The 19189-nt window shown below is 59.0% G+C and carries 17 protein-coding genes; 13 read left to right on the top strand and 4 right to left on the bottom strand.

The features are described 5' to 3' along the window. Positions 1-54 precede the first annotated feature (54 nt). The 3 genes from HQ945_RS19180 to HQ945_RS19170 are packed head-to-tail and all read left to right on the top strand — an operon-like array spanning position 55 to position 2871. Positions 55-972 (top strand): ABC transporter permease, encoded by a 918-nt coding sequence (locus tag HQ945_RS19180; RefSeq protein ID WP_113280970.1) that lies wholly within the window; start codon positions 55-57, stop codon positions 970-972. Then, the gene (locus HQ945_RS19175) at positions 969-1790 is read left to right on the top strand and encodes an ABC transporter permease (RefSeq protein ID WP_027232642.1); all 822 of its coding nucleotides are present in this window, start codon (positions 969-971) and stop codon (positions 1788-1790) included. The genes HQ945_RS19180 and HQ945_RS19175 overlap by 4 nt, the downstream gene beginning before the upstream one ends. A gap of 7 nt (positions 1791-1797) precedes the next feature. Beyond that, positions 1798-2871: an ABC transporter ATP-binding protein gene (locus HQ945_RS19170; RefSeq protein WP_113280971.1), complete on the top strand. Its 1074-nt coding sequence runs from the start codon at positions 1798-1800 to the stop codon at positions 2869-2871. Here HQ945_RS19170 and HQ945_RS19165 read toward each other — a convergent pair. From HQ945_RS19165 to HQ945_RS19155, 3 genes are read right to left on the bottom strand one after another with little or no spacing between them, the layout of a single operon-like run. Continuing rightward, positions 2835-4151 (bottom strand): flavin monoamine oxidase family protein, encoded by a 1317-nt coding sequence (locus HQ945_RS19165; RefSeq protein ID WP_174208409.1) that lies wholly within the window; start codon positions 4149-4151, stop codon positions 2835-2837. The two genes, HQ945_RS19170 and HQ945_RS19165, sit on opposite strands and share 37 nt — an antisense overlap. Beyond that, complete coding sequence (locus HQ945_RS19160) at positions 4148-5227, bottom strand: extracellular solute-binding protein (RefSeq protein ID WP_113280973.1); 1080 nt, start codon at positions 5225-5227, stop codon at positions 4148-4150. Before HQ945_RS19160 ends, HQ945_RS19165 begins: the two co-directional genes overlap by 4 nt. Before the next feature lie 22 nt (positions 5228-5249). Next, a complete protein-coding gene (locus HQ945_RS19155; protein WP_246272723.1) occupies positions 5250-5921 on the bottom strand; it encodes a TetR family transcriptional regulator C-terminal domain-containing protein in 672 nt (223 codons plus the stop codon). A 273-nt stretch (positions 5922-6194) separates the two neighbouring features. Here HQ945_RS19155 and HQ945_RS19150 point away from each other — a divergent pair, with 273 nt between their 5' ends. The 6 genes from HQ945_RS19150 to HQ945_RS19125 all read left to right on the top strand — a co-directional run bounded on the left by HQ945_RS19150 (position 6195) and on the right by HQ945_RS19125 (position 13234). Further along, positions 6195-7814, top strand: a complete 1620-nt coding sequence (locus HQ945_RS19150) for a phytoene desaturase family protein (RefSeq protein ID WP_113280975.1) — start codon at positions 6195-6197, stop codon at positions 7812-7814. Beyond that, the gene (locus HQ945_RS19145) at positions 7801-9369 is read left to right on the top strand and encodes a phytoene desaturase family protein (protein ID WP_174208408.1); all 1569 of its coding nucleotides are present in this window, start codon (positions 7801-7803) and stop codon (positions 9367-9369) included. The genes HQ945_RS19150 and HQ945_RS19145 overlap by 14 nt, the downstream gene beginning before the upstream one ends. Before the next feature lie 4 nt (positions 9370-9373). Then, positions 9374-10609 (top strand): aminomethyl transferase family protein, encoded by a 1236-nt coding sequence (locus HQ945_RS19140; protein WP_113280977.1) that lies wholly within the window; start codon positions 9374-9376, stop codon positions 10607-10609. Beyond that, on the top strand, positions 10609-10857 hold the full coding sequence (locus HQ945_RS19135; RefSeq protein ID WP_113280978.1) for a hypothetical protein: 249 nt from the start codon (positions 10609-10611) through the stop codon (positions 10855-10857). The genes HQ945_RS19140 and HQ945_RS19135 overlap by 1 nt, the downstream gene beginning before the upstream one ends. 159 nt (positions 10858-11016) lie before the next feature. After that, the gene (locus tag HQ945_RS19130) at positions 11017-12132 is read left to right on the top strand and encodes a porin (protein WP_113280979.1); all 1116 of its coding nucleotides are present in this window, start codon (positions 11017-11019) and stop codon (positions 12130-12132) included. 163 nt (positions 12133-12295) lie between these two features. After that, entirely contained in the window at positions 12296-13234 is a 939-nt protein-coding gene (locus HQ945_RS19125; RefSeq protein WP_113281089.1) for a GlxA family transcriptional regulator, read from the top strand. A 63-nt stretch (positions 13235-13297) separates the two neighbouring features. Here the strand turns inward: HQ945_RS19125 and HQ945_RS19120 are convergent, their stop codons facing one another. Further along, complete coding sequence (locus HQ945_RS19120) at positions 13298-13945, bottom strand: TetR/AcrR family transcriptional regulator (protein WP_113280980.1); 648 nt, start codon at positions 13943-13945, stop codon at positions 13298-13300. A gap of 126 nt (positions 13946-14071) precedes the next feature. On the opposite strand from HQ945_RS19120, the gene HQ945_RS19115 reads away from it, so the two are divergent. The 4 genes from HQ945_RS19115 to HQ945_RS19100 all read left to right on the top strand — a co-directional run bounded on the left by HQ945_RS19115 (position 14072) and on the right by HQ945_RS19100 (position 19122). After that, positions 14072-15262, top strand: coding sequence for an HlyD family secretion protein (locus HQ945_RS19115; RefSeq protein WP_174208422.1), 1191 nt, complete (start codon positions 14072-14074; stop codon positions 15260-15262). 22 nt (positions 15263-15284) lie between these two features. Beyond that, positions 15285-16868 carry a DHA2 family efflux MFS transporter permease subunit gene (locus HQ945_RS19110; protein ID WP_113280982.1) on the top strand — a complete coding sequence of 528 codons (1584 nt, stop codon included), beginning with the start codon at positions 15285-15287 and terminating at the stop codon, positions 16866-16868. Between the two features lie 55 nt (positions 16869-16923). Continuing rightward, on the top strand, positions 16924-17832 hold the full coding sequence (locus HQ945_RS19105; protein WP_027232656.1) for a LysR family transcriptional regulator: 909 nt from the start codon (positions 16924-16926) through the stop codon (positions 17830-17832). 129 nt (positions 17833-17961) lie between these two features. Further along, positions 17962-19122, top strand: a complete 1161-nt coding sequence (locus tag HQ945_RS19100) for an ABC transporter substrate-binding protein (RefSeq protein ID WP_091951515.1) — start codon at positions 17962-17964, stop codon at positions 19120-19122. Positions 19123-19189: the final 67 nt, after the last annotated feature.

Here is a 19189-nt window from a genome sequence, read left to right as displayed (position 1 = left end):
GGATAGAATGCTTCATTGTTGTTGTAATCTGTTCAATCTGTATGGACCGTGCCAATGACGGTACCTGCAGAAACAATTGTCGCCATGCCTCCTGAACGAGGCCGAAAAAGAAACTGGCTGCAATCCGAATCTGCGACGGGCCTCGGCCTCATTAGTCCGACACTCATCTACGCCCTGATCTTCCTCGTGGTGCCGATTCTTCTCGTCATCGCCAACAGCTTCTGGACCCAGCACTATCTGGTTGTCGACAGAACCTTCACCCTCGAAAACTACCGGATCGCAGTGACAGATCCGATATACCGCGATCTTCTCATGCGATCGCTGTGGATCTCGCTTCTGGTCAGCTTCTTCACGGTGGTCCTCGCCTACCCTATCGCGTTTTTCATTTCCTTTCATGGCGGCAGGCACAAGGGGCTGTGGCTGTTCCTGATCACCATCCCGTTCTGGACCAGCTATTTGCTGCGCGTCATGTCGTGGAAGGTGATCCTTGGCTATAACGGCGTCCTCAACGCCACCCTCATGGGGCTCGGCATCACCGACCAGCCGTCGGATGCTTTTCTCTACAATACGAGTGCAGTGGTCATCACGCTTACCCATGCATGGGCGACGTTTGCGGTCTTGCCGATCTTCGTGTCGCTGGAAAAGATCGACCGCACGCTGATCGAGGCCGCGACCGATCTCGGCGATGGTCCGGTCCGGCGCTTCCTGCGCATAACATTGCCGCTTTCAGCGCCCGGCATCATTTCGGCGGTACTCATCGTGATGATCCCGACCGTTGGCGATTTCGTGACACCGAAGCTCGTCGGCGGCAAGGACGGCGTGATGATCGCCAATGCCATCCAGGCACAGTTCGGCAAGGCTGCGAACTGGCCACTCGGCGCCGCGCTTTCGGTTACAACCATGGCGGTTGTGACGGCGATTGCTGCGGCCGTCGTCCTCACCATCCGCACGGCCGCGAGGCGCATAAGATGACGGCTTTGCGTAAAATGCTCCCGAGCTGGCTGACAGCCTATGCCGTGCTCTATATCGGCTTCCTCTATTTGCCGGTGATCTTCCTGCCGATCTTCTCCATCAACACGGCAGCGACGCCGAAATTCCCGCTCAGCGGCTATACGCTCAAATGGTACCGCGACCTCGCCACGACCCCTGCCCTGACGGACGCCGCCTGGAACAGCCTCATGGTCGCAGTTTCGGCTTCACTTCTCGCCACGATGTTCGGCATTTGCGCGGCGCGGGCGATCACGCGCTATCGCTTTCCTGCCCGCCGCAGCATTAACGGCCTGCTCATGGCGCCGCTTGTCCTGCCGGAAATCATCATTGCCGTTTCGATGCTGCTCGTCATGCTGCAGCTTGGGCTCAATCTGTCCTTGATCACAGTGGTGTTCGGACATGTGCTGATCTGCATTCCCTATTCGCTCAGCGTTCTCACCTCCGGTTTCGAGGGCTTCGACAGAAGCCTTGAGGAAGCATCTGCCGATCTCGGGGAATCGCCATTCGGCACATTCCGCCGCGTAACCTTGCCGATGGTCGCCCCGGCGATCATTTCAAGTCTGCTCGTCTCCTTCACCATATCGCTCGATGAATTCATCATGGCGTTTTTCCTCACCGGGACTGATGCAACGCTACCCGTCTATATCTGGGGCCAGCTCAGATTTGCCGCCAAGCTCCCCGGCGTCCTTGCGCTCGGTACGCTGCTCCTGATCGCCTCCGTCATTCTACTGACCATTGCCGAAATTGTGCGCCGCCGTGCCAGCCGCCGCACCCAGAACATGGGAGGCTTGATTGCCTGAACGTACGATGATCGAAATATCCCGCGTGACGCGCAGCTACGGCGCCTTCAAGGCGCTCGACGAGACATCGCTCTCGATCCGCGAGGGTGAATTCTTTTCACTGCTCGGACCCTCCGGCTGCGGCAAGACCACCTTGCTGCGCATGATAGCAGGATTCGATACGCCAACGAGTGGCACGATCTCCGTCGACGGCCAGCCAATGGATGGGATCCCGGCCAATCGACGCCCGACCAATATGGTGTTCCAGAGCTACGCAATCTTTCCGCATCTGAACGTCGAGCAAAATGTCAGCTATGGCCTGAAGCGGCTCCGTCTAAATCCTTCCGAAGAACAGCGGCGCGTCGAGGAGGCGCTTGCCCAGGTTTCGCTCGGTGGGCTCGGCAAACGCGGCGCCACTGAACTTTCCGGCGGCCAGCGGCAACGCGTTGCGCTCGCGCGGGCGCTCGTCATGCGGCCAAAGGTGCTGCTCCTCGACGAGCCGCTCTCTGCGCTCGACAAGAAACTGCGTGAGCAGATGCAGGTGGAGTTGCGCCGGCTGCAGCAGGCAGTGGGCATTACCTTCATCCTCGTCACCCACGACCAGTATGAGGCGCTCGCCATGTCCGATCGTATCGCCGTCATGTTCGGTGGCAGGATTGCACAGGTGGCGACGCCGAAGGAAATCTACCAGCGGCCTACCAATTGCCAGGTCGCGGATTTTCTTGGCGGCATGAATTTCGTCAAGGCCAACATCGTCGAAGAAAATGGCAGCACCATCACGCTCGATACCCCGGTGTTCGGGCGCGTCAAGACCGACAAGCCGGTAGCGTTTGCCCGCAATGGCAATGCGGCGACGCTCGGCATTCGCCCGGAACGGCTGCGCGTTCTGTGGGACGACGCAACGGACAAGCATGAGGTGGCGGGGAAAGTGGTGGACCGGCACTATTTCGGGGAAATCACGCACCTGGTCATCGAGATCCCCGGCTTCGAAAAGCCCCTGTCCGTCACCGAGACGAATAATTTCGGCGCGGACGATATTCCTGTCGGCGCGCCGATCAGGCTGGCCTACGATCCGGATGCGCTCGTCGCGCTTGCGGACTGAAGCGAAACGATGGCTTGGGCGGCAGCTGACCTGCCGGCGACGATCGCGCCTTCGATGTAACCGGGAAAGGACAGCGAAAGTTCCGATGCGCCGAACGTGATACCCGGCAAGCCTTGTCTCAACACATTCTCCGTTTCAGTGTCGGATGTTCCAACGTCAATGACATCGGAATAACCGCCACCGCTCCACGCATCGTGCGACCAGTTCCTTAAAAGGATGTCCAGCGGCTTGCCTGCCTCCGGTCCAAGGGCCCTGCTCAGCCGCAACAGCACTGCATCCCTAAGACCATTTTCTCCCAAGGCAGGCCATTCAACGGCGCAGCGTCCGCCTACGAACACCACGAGGGTGGGATGTTCCTGATCCTGACTGATGTCGCAGGCGAACAGTCCATGTGGTTCGAGGAAAATCACGCTTCCACTCAAATTTTCAGTGCGCCAGAAAGGCGTTCTGTAGCGAAGCAGCAGCTTGGCCACGGTCCCACTCTTCCAGGCAGCAAGAGCGTGGGAGATCGGTCCGGGTAGCGCCGGTTCAAACGCTATCTTGCGCACCATGGTCGGCGGGACAGTGAGAATGACGTGCTGCGTAGCGAAGCGCTGGCGCGCCGTATCCACCTCAAAACCCGATCCCTGCCGTACGATCCGCTCGACCGCGTACCCCGGCTTCAATCTGCTCCCTAGTTCCCTGCCAAGGTCTGCGGCGAGCGAATGCATCGACTCCTTCAGAAAATACTGAAGCTCCGAGACCTTGTTGGTGATCCGCTCATCATTATCGACAAGGAACCAGAACGGCATGCCCTCGGCCGCGCGGCACCACAGGCCTTCAACGAGCGACAGGAACATTAATTTTGCGTCCGGTGGGTCGCCTTGACGCTGCAGCCATTCTGCCACGCTCAGGCCAGCGAGCGACGGATCGCGCGGATCGAGCTGGCGCAGGCGTCGGCGAATGGCTGCGGAACCTGCAGAAATATGCGCTGCATCATGCCGGCCATGCGGCGGAGGCTGGGCCATGGTATCACCGCCCTTTGGCGGCTCGAGAAACGTCTTGCCGCAGGCTCGAGCGAGGCCAGTGATTTCCTTCATGTCCTCGCAGAAGAACTGGCCGCCGACGTCAACCAATTCTCCGAGCCCGTTGCTCTTGGCCTCGACCCGACCCCCGACGCGGTCACGTGCCTCCAGAACAACGTAATCGACGCCGGCGCTGTGCAATTCGCGGGCGGCGGAAAGACCAGCAAAGCCGGCCCCCACGACGACGACATCGGTCTCTGTGACCTTTGGGTTCAATAGCCCGCCTTGATCTTCTCGAACTCGGCAATCATCTTCGCCTTGAGCTCGTTGGGAAGCGGCGATTGGAACAGAACGTTCTTCGTCGTTTCCTGGTTGTTCGCATAGCCCTTTTCTTCGAGGAGTTTCGGATCGACGGAAGCCATGCCCTTACCGTTGGCCATGCCGTAACCCCAATCCTTGACCATGTAATTGGCAATGGCCGGGTCATTTACCGCATTGAGAAAATCGTAAGCCTTTTGCTCGGAGCCCGGTGCATCCTTGAAGCGGACATAGCCGCAGACCCATGTCGAGATGCCTTCATCAGTATCGGGCTTGCGTGCGACTGGCGTGCCATTCATGCTGAGCTGGGTCGCCGCATCATTCCATGCCCAGGCGAGATCGACCTCACCGCCGCCCATGGCCTGTACGATCTCCGTCGTGTCGGTCCAGTAGAGCCGGACGTTCTTGTGCACGGCGCGGAGGAAGTCTGACGCTTCCTTGAACTGTTCATCGGTCATTTTCGTCCAGTCGTGGAGGCCGATGGCCAGGCTGGCGAGGGCATAGGCATCGTCGACATTGTCGTCGATTGATACGCGCCCCTTGAACTTCGGATCGGCAAAGGCCTTGAGCGATTGGACGTCCTTTGCATCCACCTTCTCGGTATTATAGGTGAGCGAGGTATTGCCCCAGTCCCATGGCATGAACCATGCCTGGCCGTCGGCGGTGGTGGCCAGGTCGTTCATGGCCATGATGTCGGGAAGGAGATCATTCCAGCCGGCAATCTTTGATGTGTCGAGTGGCTGCAGCAGGCCGGCATCACGCCATTTGGCGACGCTTTGCGAGCATGGATGACCGAGATCGGCCTTGAAGCCTGAACGAACCTTCTCGAACGCCTCGTCCTCGTCGCCGAAGAAGGCGAAGGTCGGCGAATCGCCATTCTTGGCTGTGTAGCCCGGATGGAAAGACGGCTCCTCGTAGCCCGCCCAGTCGAAGACGATCAGATCGCCGTCGGCCGCAAGGGCGATTGTCGCCGCCGTTGCCGATAGTGCGGCTATTCCCAAAAATACGCTTACGCTTCTGCCAAGTCCTGTCATGGTTCATTCCCCATTTTGATTGTTAGGCAATTTTTCTCGCGCGCAGCTCTTCCCTGGAAAAGTGCTTCGGAAACACCGAAACGAGGTGATCGCATGCCGCCGCATAGGCGGTCGCGCGCGTGACATTTTCCGTTCCCATCAGCAGCCGCAACCACAGGCCTTCGAGCATTGCGCTCAACGCCAGCGCCGCAGAGATCGGGTCGAAGTCATAATCTCCGCTCGACTTCAATGCCGTGCAGATATCGATGATGACATTCTGGTAGTCCTCATCACGTGCGCCGCAGAGACTCTGATAAGTTGGCCGAGACTTGGCCTCGCCCCAGAAGGCGCACCAGGCGGCAAGCTTGCGCTTGTTGCAGATCGCACGATCGAAATCGGCGGCAACGACGCTCGCCAATTGCCGGGCCGGGTCGTCCCCTCCCTTGGCGAGCGCATTGCGCCAGTGAACCGCATATTCCTCGGACATGTATTGCAGGGTCGCGACGAGGAGTTTTTCCTTGCTCTCGAAGTGGAAGTTGACAATGCCGCGCGACAGGCCCGCACCATCGGCAACATCCGCCATCGTTGTTTCCGAATAGCCGCGCTTGGCCAGCGAATCGATCGTCGCCTCGATGAGCTGAAGCTGCCGCGTCTCCTTCGAGGCCTTTCGGCCGCGTTTGCCTGGCTCTGCTTCCTTGATTGGTGTGACCTTCATTCTTGACCCTTCCTGCATCGCGCCGGCTTGCAGCTGCACCCGGTCAACGGATGAGTGAAGCGATGGGATGCATTGTCAAGCTTGGTCTGCATCATATTGGGCGCCAGGAACTCCAAGGTAGCTATCGTCGCGATCCATGCGATCGGGCAGAGATTAACCGACTGTCTCCAAAACGCAATCAAATTTGTTGAACATTCATTCAATATCCGCTGGACAGAAGACAATTTTCCGTGTGAAATTATGCAATAAGAAAATAAGGTGGAACGAAATCGCATGAAAAGCTGGGATGCAATTGTCATCGGCGCCGGGCACAACGGCCTCGTAAATGCCTGCTACCTGCAGCGCGCCGGCCTTGATGTGCTGGTCGTCGAAAAGAACGACTGGATAGGCGGCGCCGCGACCAGCCGTTCGCTGACGCCCGGCTACCTCTACTCCAACTGTTCCTATGTGTGTTCGCTGTTCCGCCCGGAGATCATGCGCGATCTCGAGCTACCCCGCTTCGGACTTCAGGTCATTTCGTACGAAGGCGGCGCGGTCTTCACTCAGGACGGCGATTATCTTGCCAATTACCGTGATCATAATGCGCATCGGCGCGAGTTTGCCCGCTTTTCGCCGCGCGACGCCGAGGCCTATGACCGCTATGCCCGCGACGTGACGCGCCAGTGCAGGTTCATTCAGCCGCTCTTGATGCGCACGGCTGCCGATCCGACGAGCCTGCGCCCCCGCGACATTTCCGAACTCATGTTTCTCGCCAAGAAATTCTCCGGTCTTGGAGCAAAGGAGATGGCAGACACGCTGCGTTTCTGGACGATGTCGATTTCAGACTTCCTCGACGAATATTTCGAGACCGACGTGATCAAGGCGAATTTCGCCCTGTCAGGTATCATAGGAACAGCGCTTGGTCCTATGTCGCCCGGCACGGCCTATGTGCTCCTGCATCACTATATGGGGGAAGTCGATGGTTCGGTCGGCGCATGGGGTTATGCACGCGGCGGTATGGGAGCCGTCACCAAAGCGCTCTCCGCGTCGCTCGAAGCATCCGGCGGTACGATCCGCACCGGAGCCGAGGTGGACCGGGTGCTCGTCCGCAATGGTATCGCCAAAGGGATCGTTCTCGCCAATGGCGACGAAATTCACGGCAAGATGGTCATCTCCAATGCTGACGTCAAACGAACCTTCCTGAAGCTTGTGGAGGAAAAGGAACTCCCCTCCCCGTTCCTGCGCCGCGTGAAGAACTTCAAGATGCGCGGATCGTCAGGCAAGGTGAATATAGCCCTCGACTCCATGCCGGAATTTCCGGCATTGCCGAAGGACTCTCCCGTCTATCGCGGCGACATGCACTTTACCGACACTGTCGAGCGCATGGAGCGTGGCTATGACGACTGGAAAGCCGGACGCTGGTCGGCCGATCCGTTCCTCGACATGGTCATTCCGACGACGCTGGACCCCACCATGGCGCCGCCCGGCAAGCATTTCATGAGCTGCTTCGTGCAGTACTGTCCGCCCAAGGTCGAGGGCCGGGAATGGACCGATGCCGACCGGGACGCCTTTGGCGAAACGGTCATCTCGCAGATCGCCGACTATTCGCCCGGGTTTCGCGATCGCATCGTGCACATGGAAATCCGTACCCCCCGTGAGATCGAAGCGGAAGTCGGCCTGACCGAAGGTAACATCTTCCAGGGTGAACTCACCTTCGACCAATTGCTCTTCAATCGACCGGTGCCTGGATACGCGCAGTACCGGTCTCCAATTGGGGGTCTTTACATGTGCGGTTCATCGACCCATCCGGGCGGCGGCGTGATGGGCGCCCCCGGACGAAATGCTGCAGCCGAAATCCTCCGCGACCTGAAGCGCGGCACCAAACATATGAGCCCTGCCCATGACGTCATTTGATGCAATCGTAATCGGCGGCGGCCATAACGGACTGGTCGCAGCGGCAACGCTGGGCCGATCGGGGCGCAAGGTGCTGGTCCTTGAGGCAAGAAACGATACCGGGGGCGGCACGCGGACCGAGGAATTCGCACCTGGATTTTCCGTCTCCACCCTCGCCCATGTCATCAACCGTCTCCATCCCGAAGTGGTGAGTTCGCTGGAGCTCGAACGCAACGGCCTGCGGGTTGCGCAGACCGACTTCATGCCGAGCATCGGGCTTTCCGCCACGGGGCAACCGCTTGTGCTGACCGGTGCCTACGGGGAAGGCGTTCAAGGTGCTACGCCCTCCGATACCGTTGCGTGGCGAGGATTGCGCGAACAGCTTTTGCAGTTCGCCGGGATCCTGAAGCCGATGCTGATCCGCCGTCCTCCCGACCTTCGCGGCAATATGGCATTGTCGGAAACCGCAGCCCTCGCAATGCTCGGCGTTTCGTTGAAACGACTTGGCAAGGAGGGGATGCGGGACTTCCTGCGCATGCTGCTGATGAACGTTTCGGACGTCCTCGACGAACATCTTGAGGATGACCGGCTGAAGGGCCTCCTCGCCTTCGACGCAACGCTCGGCAGTCACCTTGGCCCGCGCTCTCCCACCTCGCTGCTCGGGCTCTACTATCGATTGACAGGCGAAGTCGCCGGCGCCTCGGGCGCCCAGGTCGGCGCTGCAGGTGGGGCTGATGCTGTCATCGCCGCAATTCGTTCTGCCGCAGAGAAAGCCGGCGTGCGCGTACGCTCCAATGCGCCGGTCGGTGGCATATTGGTCGAACGCGGCAAGGCCGTCGGGGCGGTCCTCGAAAACGGCGAAATCCTGCGCGCCAATACGGTTGTCTCGGCGATCAGCGCGAAGACGACTTTCCTCAATCTCGTGGGAACCCGCAATCTCGATACGGGCTTCGTTCGCCGCGTCAGCAATATCCGCACCCACGGCAATGCCGCCAAACTCCACCTTGCACTCGACAAATTGCCACAGTTTCTCGGCGTCGATGATGCCGGCCGTCGCGGTCGTCTCGTCATTGCTCCTTCGGTTGATCATGTCGAGCGTTCTTTCAACCCGTCGAAATACGGTGAGTTTTCGCCCGAGCCGGTCATGGAAATCACCTTGCCGAGCCTCGTCGACGCCTCGCTCGCGCCGGAGGGCGCCTGCACATTGTCGGCGATTGTGCAATATGCGCCCTACGCCCTGAAAGAGGGGTGGGCCACTGGCAAGCCAAAACTTCAGGCGGCGATCATCGCACAACTGGAGCGATACGCCCCTGGCATCGGCCGCTCGATCCGCCATGCCGAACTGCTGACCCCGGTCGATATCGAACAGCGCTATCGTATTCCCGGCGGTCATTGGCACCATGGCGAATTGCAGGCTGACCAGATGCTGATGTCGCGTCCCGTCTTCGGCGCCGAGGGGTACGACACCCCCATCGACTGGCTTTACCTCGCCGGTGCGGGCTCGCATCCGGGCGGCGGCATATCCGGAGTACCGGGCCTCAACGCCGCGCGCCGCATCATTGCAATGAAGGGCTGAGACCATGGAACACACACCTTTGAGCAAGCTCTTGCCAGCCCGCACGCGCAAACAGGGTCATTTTCGCAAGCCGCTGATTGCAACGCCTTTCCAGCCGCGCCTTGAAGCCCTGATGCAGAGCGAGGAATGGCACGCCTGGGGCGGCTACAAGGCGCCCATGTCGCTGTGGGACGAGGAACTCGAATACTTCGCGATCCGCAGCCAGGCCGCATTGTTCGATATTTCGCCCATGGTGAAATATCGCATCGATGGCCCGGATGCGGAGGCCTATCTCGATCGCCTGACGTTGCGCGATGTGACCAGGCTCAAGCCGGGACGCGTCCATTATACCGCCTGGTGCGACGACGAGGGGCATGTGCTGGACGATGGCACTCTTTTCCGGCTTGCGCAAAACCGGTTCCGCCTGTGCTGTCAGGAGCGACATTTGCCCTGGCTCCTCGATAGCGCGATCGGCTTCGATGTCACCGTTGTCGAAGAGACGGAAGCGGTGGCGGCACTGGCGTTGCAGGGCCCTGCTTCGTTCGCGGTGTTGCGCGACGCAGGTTTCGAAGGTGTCGAAGCGCTCAAGGTTTTTGATCTTGCCGAATTCGCCCATGAGACCGGTACTGTCACCATATCGCGCACCGGATTCACCGGCGATCTTGGCTACGAACTCTTCATCGAGGCAAAGGCGGCGCTCAGCCTCTGGGACCGGCTTTTCCGTGCCGGCGAGCGGCGGGGCCTTCGAGCGATAGGCTATGCGGCGCTCAATCGTGCCCGCATCGAAGCGGGCTTGATCGTTGCCAATGCCGACTTCATCACCGCCGACCACGCGCTGCGCGCTGATCGCACGCGCATGCCGGACGAGATCGGCCTCGGCTTCATGATCGACTTTAAGAAGGGCCATTTCAACGGCCGCAAGGCAATCGAGCGAGCGCGGTTCAAGAAGCAGTTGCGCCATGTCCTTGTTGGGCTGGAAATCGAAGGCAACATCCCGGCCGAACATGCAATCGTCTATCACAAGGGCAAGCGTGAAGTCGGTCTTGTCAGTGCCGCCATCTGGTCACCCCTTGCCAAGCGCAATATTGCGATCGCGAGTCTCGAACGGCCCTATGGCGATACGGTCACCGAGGATCTTTGGGTCGAGATCTATGCGATGCGCGAACTGCGCTACGAAAAGATGATGAAGCGGGCCAAGGTCGTGGCGAGGCCGTTCATCAAGCTCGACCGGCGCACGGCCAATCCGCCCGGGGATTTCTGATGCATGGGTCTGGCGAGGAAGCCCGCGAGCAATTTGCCCTGCTCAATACGCCGCTGGGACAGAAATGGTCAGGCCGCGCCCGCTACGCTGCGGCCATGTATTTCAACAAACGCGGCGAATTGAGCGATGAGGCTCTCGAGATATACCGGATTTGCGCGCGGATGGACGGTGAAGACCCGATTGCCGTTTTGAAATCCCAGCATGTAGGCATCGCCTGGCTCAACAGGCTCAATGAAGCATATCAGTAGTATTAATGTCACTAAACGAGAAAATATCAAGCAAGACGCGTTCAAACTGAGACAAGGCAATTGCATTCATCAAGCATATCGAAATACTTCCGTGATGGGAGTTCGTCATGGGGCAAATGACACTCTGGGACCAGGACTGATGGAAAGGGGAACTTTCGCATGAATATAAAGAGCTTGCTTCTCGGCTCAGCCGCCGCCCTCATAAGTGCATCGGGCGCCTATGCCGCCGATGCTGTCGTGGTCGCCGAACCGGAACCGGTCGAATATGTCCGTGTTTGCGACGCCTATGGCGCCGGGTTTTTCTATATACCTGGAACAGAGACCTGCCTGAAGATCGATGGCTATGTCCGCTACGATGCCGCCGTCGGCGATGATCCATATGACGGCACCAATGTCGGCGCCGACGACAACGAAACCTGGTACAAGAAGACACGTGCCGAAATTAGGTTTGATGCCCGTTCCGAAACCGAACTCGGCACCTTGCGTTCCTATGCGGAAACACGTGTGGAATTCGAAAACGGATCGGATATCGGCGCGACGCTTTCCCAGGCCTTCATCGAACTCGGTGGCTTTCGCATCGGCACGGCCGACGAACTCTTCGGTTCATGGACCAATTATGCCGGCAACATCATCAATGACGATGTGATCAACTATCAGTCCGGCGAGAGCAATCAGGTCAGCTACACGTTTACGGGCGGCAACGGCTTCTCCGCCATGATCGGCGCCGAACAGGGCCAGGATGACGTCACCGGTCTCGGCGGCAACTACGTCATTGAAGATTATATGCCGCATGTCCTGGCGGGCGCGAAATGGGAACAGAACTGGGGCGGCATTTCCGGCGTCGCCGGCTATGATTCCAACGTTGAGGAATTCGCGGGTAAGTTGCGCCTTGATGTAAAGTTCAGTGAGACGTTCTCAGCTTTCGTCATGGGCGGCTACCAGTCGGACTATGATGACAATTTTGATCCGGATACGGGCGACGTCGATCCCAACAATCGCAACTGGTTCGGCACCTGGGAAGGCGATTGGGCTGCCTGGGCCGGCGTTACCGCAGCTCTCACGGACAAGGCAAACCTCAACGGCCAGGCTGCTTATGAATCGGAAGGGACCTGGGCGCTGGCCGCCAACGTCGAATACACGCTGGTCCCCGGCTTGGTCATCACGCCGGAAATCAACTACACGAAGTTTGACGGCGCGCGCCGGGCATTCTCCGAGGCCAATGGCGGCGGCGACGACGCGCTCGGCGGAACGATCCGTTTCCAGCGCAACTTCTAACGCTCGATTGTCGATGAATTGGAAACGGCCCCGTTGGGGCCGTTTTTCTTGGGGCCAACCCGGCGTTCTCCGGCCTGAACGCGAGCGTCAGCGAAAACCCTGTTGTTTGTCCGAAAACTGCAATATGCTGCATATCAAGACATTCAAGTTTCAGGACATCGATATGCACACCATCGGTTTCGTCGTCTTCCCTGACTTTCAAGTCATGGGATTTGCTGCGCTCACTGCATTCGAGATCGCCAATCTCACGGTCAACGAGCCGGTGTACACCATCAGCCTGCTCTCCGAGACCGGCGGCATGGTGCGTGCCTCGGCCGGCTTCAATGTGGAGACGGAGCCCTTCGGCAAGTCGACCTTTGACACGGTCATCTTCGGTGCCGGGACGTCATTGCAACCGGCAACCCCAGGGCTCCTCGACTTTGTGCAGAAATCGACGCAGAGATCGCGCCGGATTGCCGCGCCATGCCTCGGCGCCTTTACGCTTGCCGAGGCAGGCATCCTCGATGATCGGCGGGCGACGACGCATTGGGCCTTCGCCCGCGAACTTCATAACCGCTTTCCCCGGGTGAAGGTGGAAGAGGACCGTATTTTCATAATCGATGGCCCTGTCTGGACCTCTGCCGGCATGACCGCTGGCATCGATCTGGCATTAGCGATGGTCGAGAAGGATCTCGGTGCTGAAGTAGCGCGCACAGTCGCCCGAAAACTTGTTGTGTATCATCGCCGTGCCGGGGGCCAGTCGCAGTTTTCCGCTTTGCTCGAGCTTGATCCGAAATCTGATCGCATCCAGAAGGCTGTCGATTTCGCCAAGCAGAACCTCAAGACAGACCTTTCGGTCGAAGATCTGGCGGATGCGGCGAACTTGAGTCCGCGCCAGTTCAGCCGGGCATTTCGCGCGGAAACCGGTCAGTCGCCTGCGAAGGCTGTCGAAAATCTGCGTGTGGAAACCGCGCGCCTGCTGATGGAGCAAGGCCGCCTCTCCATGGATATGATCGCAAATGAGACCGGCTTTGCCGACCGCGAGCGGATGCGCCGCGCGTTTCTGCGCGCTTTCGGCCAGCCTCCGCAGGCCATGCGGCGGATCTCCAGACTTTCCGCCTAAGCCGATCCAAAAAGCCGCTTCAGGTTCAGTAATCTCCGAGCGGAGCAATGTGATTTGGAGGTGCTAGATTGCGCAACCCTTGAGAAAGATTTCAGCGCACATTTTTGCGCGGGCGGCAATTTCTTCGCTCTGCGGCGCGGGTTCCTGGCGCAGCATCGCCGCCCGCTGCGGCTCCATCACCATCATTCCGCGCAGCATGCCACTGGCAGCATGCGGATCGGTGAGCGCTATTAGCCCCCGCTTGATCTGATCACGGAGCCAGGACTCCATCACCGTATTCGTTTTGACGATAGCCCGCTCATAGAACGATGCCGCGAGCTCGGGAAACCTGTCGGATTCGCCAATGACAAGCCGGATAATATCAATCGTATCGTGCGAGAGCGTCAGCATGCCGTAGGCCGTCAGAATGCGTTCGAGACCTTCTCTCATATCCTCGTTTGCGTGCGCATCGGGATTGACCGCAAGGAAAAAGCGACCGATTCGATCGGAAATCATACAGGCAAACAGATCCGCCTTGGTGGGAAAAAGCCGGTAAAGGGTCTTGGTGGAAACGCCGGCGTTTTGCGCGATCGCGCTGATGCTCGCAGCGGCGTAGCCGCTCTCATGAAACTGCGCATTGGCAGCTTCGATGATGAGGCTCTTTGTATCATCGTCGCACCGGATTTGCGGGCGACCCCTAGGGCGCTTCTCGATCTTGTGAATTACGACCATCCTTATTTTCCAAAATATTATTGACAAGTCATTTATAGAGCGTATTTTGGAAAACATCAAGTTTCCTAAATGGAAATTATCGACAAAGGCCGCAGCCCGATGTGACGGCGACCCGTAAATTCGGAGATCAAAATGAGCAAGCTGCATGCCTTGAACAATAATGTCGCCAAGCCCGACGAAACTGCACCAACCGCGGAAGCCGGCAGGCCCGTACTCGTGCCAGACGTGATGCCGGCACCCGCGGCCGACGCAAAGCCGGCGCGAAAACGCGGCCGACGTCTGCTGTTCGGGACCGCCGCGATCGTCCTGCTGGCCGGCGGCGTCTACTACGGCCACAATTACTGGACGGTTGGCCGTTTCAACGTCGAAACTGACGACGCCTATGTCAAGGCGGACAATAGTTCGGTCGCTCCCAAAATCTCGGGCTACATCGCCGAAGTTCTGGTCAAGGACAACGAAACGGTGAAGGCCGGTCAGCCCCTCGCACGCATTGACGATCGCGATTTCAAGACCGCGCTCGAACAAGCAAAGGGCGATGTCGCTGCCGCCGAGGCGACGATCGAAGCAAAGCAAGCCTCGCTCGAGATTCAGGAGTCGGTCATCGCAGCCGCGCGAGCCACGGTCGATGTCGATCAGGCCAATGCAATCTTTGCCGAACAGAACAACAAGCGTTATGCGACGCTCGCAACCAGCGGCTATGGCAACATCCAGAATGCACAGCAGGCTGCCTCGCAGATCGCGGCGGCAAAGGCCACGGTCGTTCGCGATAGCGCTGCCCTGGACGCTGCGACCAAGCAGGTTGACCTGCTCAAGGCCGAACTTGCGCAGGCAAAGGCGGCTCTGGAGCATGATCTTGCTGTTCAACACCAGGCCGAACTCAACCTGTCCTATGCCACGATAATTGCGCCTGTCGATGGTGTCGTGGGCAACCGTACGCTGCGGGTCGGACAATATGTCCAGGCTGGAACGCAGCTCATGACGGTGGTGCCGACAGCTTCGGTCTACGTCATTGCCAATTACAAGGAAACGCAGCTTACCGATGTCCATGCGGGCCAGGCGGTCGATATCGACGTCGATATGTTTCCGGACCGGGTCTATCACGGTCACGTCGATAGCCTTGCTCCGGCGAGTGGACAGGAATTTGCGCTCCTGCCGCCGGACAATGCGACCGGCAACTTCACCAAGGTCGTGCAGCGCATTCCCGTGAAGATCGTCCTCGACGCCGATAGTGCCGCGGCCGGGGACCTGCGGCCCGGCATGTCCGTTCAACCAAGCATCGACACCAAGCCCGACGCTGCCCAGCGTCAGAGCCGTTGATGGCCGGCAGGAGGATCGTGTCATGTCTGCCGTCACATTCAACGCCCCAGCCGTGCCGCAGCCGCGCGCAAGCACAAAGGAGTGGATAGCCGTACTCGCCGGCATGATCGGCGCGTTCATGGCAATCCTCAACATCCAGATTACCAATGCATCGCTGCTCGATATCGAAGGCGGCATCGGCACCGGCGTCGATAACGGCGCCTGGATCTCGACGTCCTACCTCATCGGCGAAATCGTCGTCATCCCGCTTACGGCCTACTTCAGCAGCGTTTTTTCGTTTCGCCGCTACATGCTGGTGAACACGATATTATTCCCGCTGTTTTCGATCGCCTGTGCCTTCACGCATGATCTCGGCTCGATGATCGTCATGCGCGGCCTGCAGGGTTTTGCCGGCGGCGTGCTTATCCCCATGGCCTTCACCATGGTGCTGACGAAGCTGCCAAAGGCACAACAGCCGGTCGGCCTTGCGCTGTTCGCCCTGTCCGTCACTTTCGCTCCGGCGGTTGGCCCGACGATCGGCGGCTACCTTACCGAGAATTACGGTTGGCAAACGATCTTCTTCATCAACGCGGTTCCGAGCGCCGTCATGGCGGTTGCTCTGGCAGCAACGCTGGACAAGGCGCCGATGCAGCTTCATCTGCTGAAGGAGGGCGACTGGGCCGGCATTTTCACCATGGCTATCGGCCTTTCGGCTCTGCAAACCGTGCTCGAAGAGGGCAACAAGGATGACTGGTTCTCTTCGCCCTTCATCCTGAAGCTCAGCGCTGTCGCCGTCGTCTTTCTGGTGACTTTCATCTGGATTGAATTGACCGTCGACAAGCCCCTGGTGAAACTCAGCCTCTTGAAGCAGCGCAACTTCGCCATCGGTGTCGTCGTCAACGTTCTGGTCGGCGTCGCCCTGTTCGGCACCGTCTATATCCTGCCCCAATACCTTGGGCAGGTGCAGCGCTACAATGCCGAGCAGATCGGCAATGTCCTTGCCTGGACCGGTCTGCCGCAATTGCTGCTGATCCCGCTGGTACCGATGCTGATGAAACGTTTCGACGCCCGTTACATCGGCTTTCTCGGCATAAGCATCTTCGCTGTCAGCTGTTTCATGAACGTCATGCTTTCACCCGACAATGCCGGCGACCAATTCTGGATCCCGAACATTGTTCGTGCAATCGGGCAGGCGCTTGTCCTAACGCCGATCACTGCCATCACCACGGCCGGGATCGCCGCTGCCGACGCCGCTGCAGCATCGGGTTTGACGAACATGCTGCGCAATCTCGGCGGCGCGGTCGGTACGGCAACGCTCGGAACCGTTCTGACCAAGCGGGAACAGTTCCACTCGAACATCATCGGCCAGTCTGTTACCCTGGCGCGCGACGAGGTTCATCAGCGCCTCGACCAGTTGACGGGTTATTTCATCGCCCACGGCGTTTCCGATCACGCCCTGGCCGCCCAACAGGCCGTCGTCGTCCTTGGCCGGCTTGTCAAGCGACAGGCGTTGATCCTCGGCTTCGGCGACACCTTTGCGGTTATTGGCGTCCTGCTTGCTATTGCGGCAATTGCCCTATTGTTCGCCGAAAAGCCGAAAGGCCCTGCAGCGGCCGGCGCACACTGAAGGCTGCCAATGCCTCGCGCCTTGCCAATTGCGCGCAGGGCCATTAACTCGTGGCATGGCATTTACACTGCGGCAACTGCAATATTTCGTAGCGGTGGCGGAGCAAGGCTCCGTCACCAGAGCAGCACAGAATCTTTCCATATCGCAGTCATCCATCACCGAAGCAGTGAAGGAACTTGAAAACGACCTTGGCGTCGAACTTTTCGAGAGGCATCCGCGCGGGCTTGATATCACCTATAACGGGCACCAGTTCCTGCGGCACGCGACGAAGATCCTCGCCGACGTTTCCGATGCGCGCCGGTCTTTTTCCAACGATGCGCCAGCCATGGGTGGAAAGCTGCACCTTGGCGTCACCTCGCTGGTGGCAGGGTATGTGCTGTCCGACCTGCTTGCCCGGTTTCGCCGTGCCAGTCCCGGCGTCGAAGTGAGCGCCATCGAGGACAATGGTTCCTATCTCGAACATCTGCTCATCGGAGGCGAGTTGGACGTCGCCGTGATGGTGATCTCCAACCTGCGCGATCGGATGGCGCTACAGGCTGAAATTATCGAGACCTCGCCTTATCGATTGTGGCTGCCCCTCGGGCATCCGCTGGTCAGCGCCGACATCATTTCGATCAACGATATCGCCAAGGAGCCGTTGATCATGCTGACCGTCGACGAAATCGAGGAGAATACCGGCAAGCTTTTGACCGCTCTTGGTGCCCGTCCGCACGTGGCCTTTCGCACGCGCTCGGTTGAAGCCGTGCGCAGTCTCGTGGCGACGGGTGCTGGCATCGCCCTTCTTCCCGATCTCGTGTACCGCCCGTGGTCACTGGAAGGCGACCGCATCGAAAGCCGCGACGTTTCGGGCGCCCTCCCCGTCGTGCAGGTCGGCATGGTCTGGCGCAAGGGCTCGAGCCTGCCGCAGGCGGCGCGGGATTTCGTCGGCATAGCCGAAGCGCTTCGTAGCGGGCGCACCCGTTAACATTGGCGATATCGGAATTTCCGATACCTACCTTCTCGTAAATGAATTTGCGAATGCAGCGAAACAGAGGCAGTCTCTTCTCAGGGAACATGGCTCGCAAAATCGCGGCCGAATCGGGGAGATTCGAACATGAAGCAGCTACTCAAATCCTGCACTGCGCTAACGCTTTCGTTGGTGTTCGCGACACAGGTCATGGCGCAGGAAGCGCTGAAGGAACTCGGCAAAGGTGAAGGTGAAGTCTCGATCGTCGCCTGGCCTGGCTATATCGAACGAGGCGACACAGACAAGAACTACGACTGGGTGACCGGCTTCGAAAAGGAAACCGGCTGCAAGGTCACCGTTAAGACGGCGGCCACATCCGACGAGATGGTAGCGTTGATGAACGAAGGCGGCTTCGATCTTGTGACCGCATCCGGAGATTCGACACGGCGCCTGATCGCAGGCAAGCGGGTCCAACCAATCAACACGGACCTCATCCCGAGCTGGAAGACCATCGACGAGCGCATGCAAAATGCGCCATGGCATACGATTGATGGCGTCCATTACGGCGTCCCCTATGTCTGGGGCCCGAATATCCTCATGTACAATACGGATGTTTTCAAGGACAAGGCACCGACGAGCTGGAGCGTGGTGTTCGAGGAAATGAATCTGCCGGACGGGAAGTCCAACAAGGGCCGCATTCAGGCTTACGACGGTCCAATCCACATCGCCGACGCTGCCAACTACCTGATGTTCCACAAGCCCGAGCTTGGCATCAAGGATCCCTATGAATTGAATGAGGATCAATACAAGGCGGCGCTCGACATCTTGCGCGTCCAGCGCACGCTCGCCGGCCGCTACTGGCACGATGCGATGGTACAGGTTGACGATTTCAAGAATGAGGGTGTTGTCGCATCGGGATCCTGGCCGTTCCAGGTCAATCTTCTGAAAGGCGAGAAACAGCCGGTCGCATCGGTTTTCCCTGAGGAGGGAACGACAGGCTGGGCCGATACGACCATGCTGCACGCCGACAGCAAGCATCCCAACTGCGCCTATATGTGGATCGAACATTCACTTTCGCCCAAGGTGCAGGGTGACGTTTCGGCATGGTTCGGCGCCAATCCTTCGGTCGGTGCTGCCTGCAAAGGCAATGAGCTGCTGACGGAGGAGGGCTGCGCCGCCAACGGCTATAACGACTTCGCCAAGATCAAGTTCTGGAAGACGCCGGTTGCCAAGTGTGAATCACAGGGCCAATGCATTCCCTACAACCGCTGGGTCTCGGACTATATCGCCGTCATTGGCGGACGCTGAGACCGGTCACTGCCGCTGCGCCGCTTAATGTTTGCAGATTTGTCGACCGGCCTGGATGCCGGTCGAT

Source organism: Phyllobacterium pellucidum, from assembly GCF_013327855.1.
In the GTDB taxonomy this organism is placed as follows: Bacteria; Pseudomonadota; Alphaproteobacteria; order Rhizobiales; family Rhizobiaceae; genus Phyllobacterium; species Phyllobacterium pellucidum.
The sequence above is the reverse complement of the archived record's forward strand: the minus strand, read 5'-3'. Positions and strand labels throughout refer to the sequence as shown.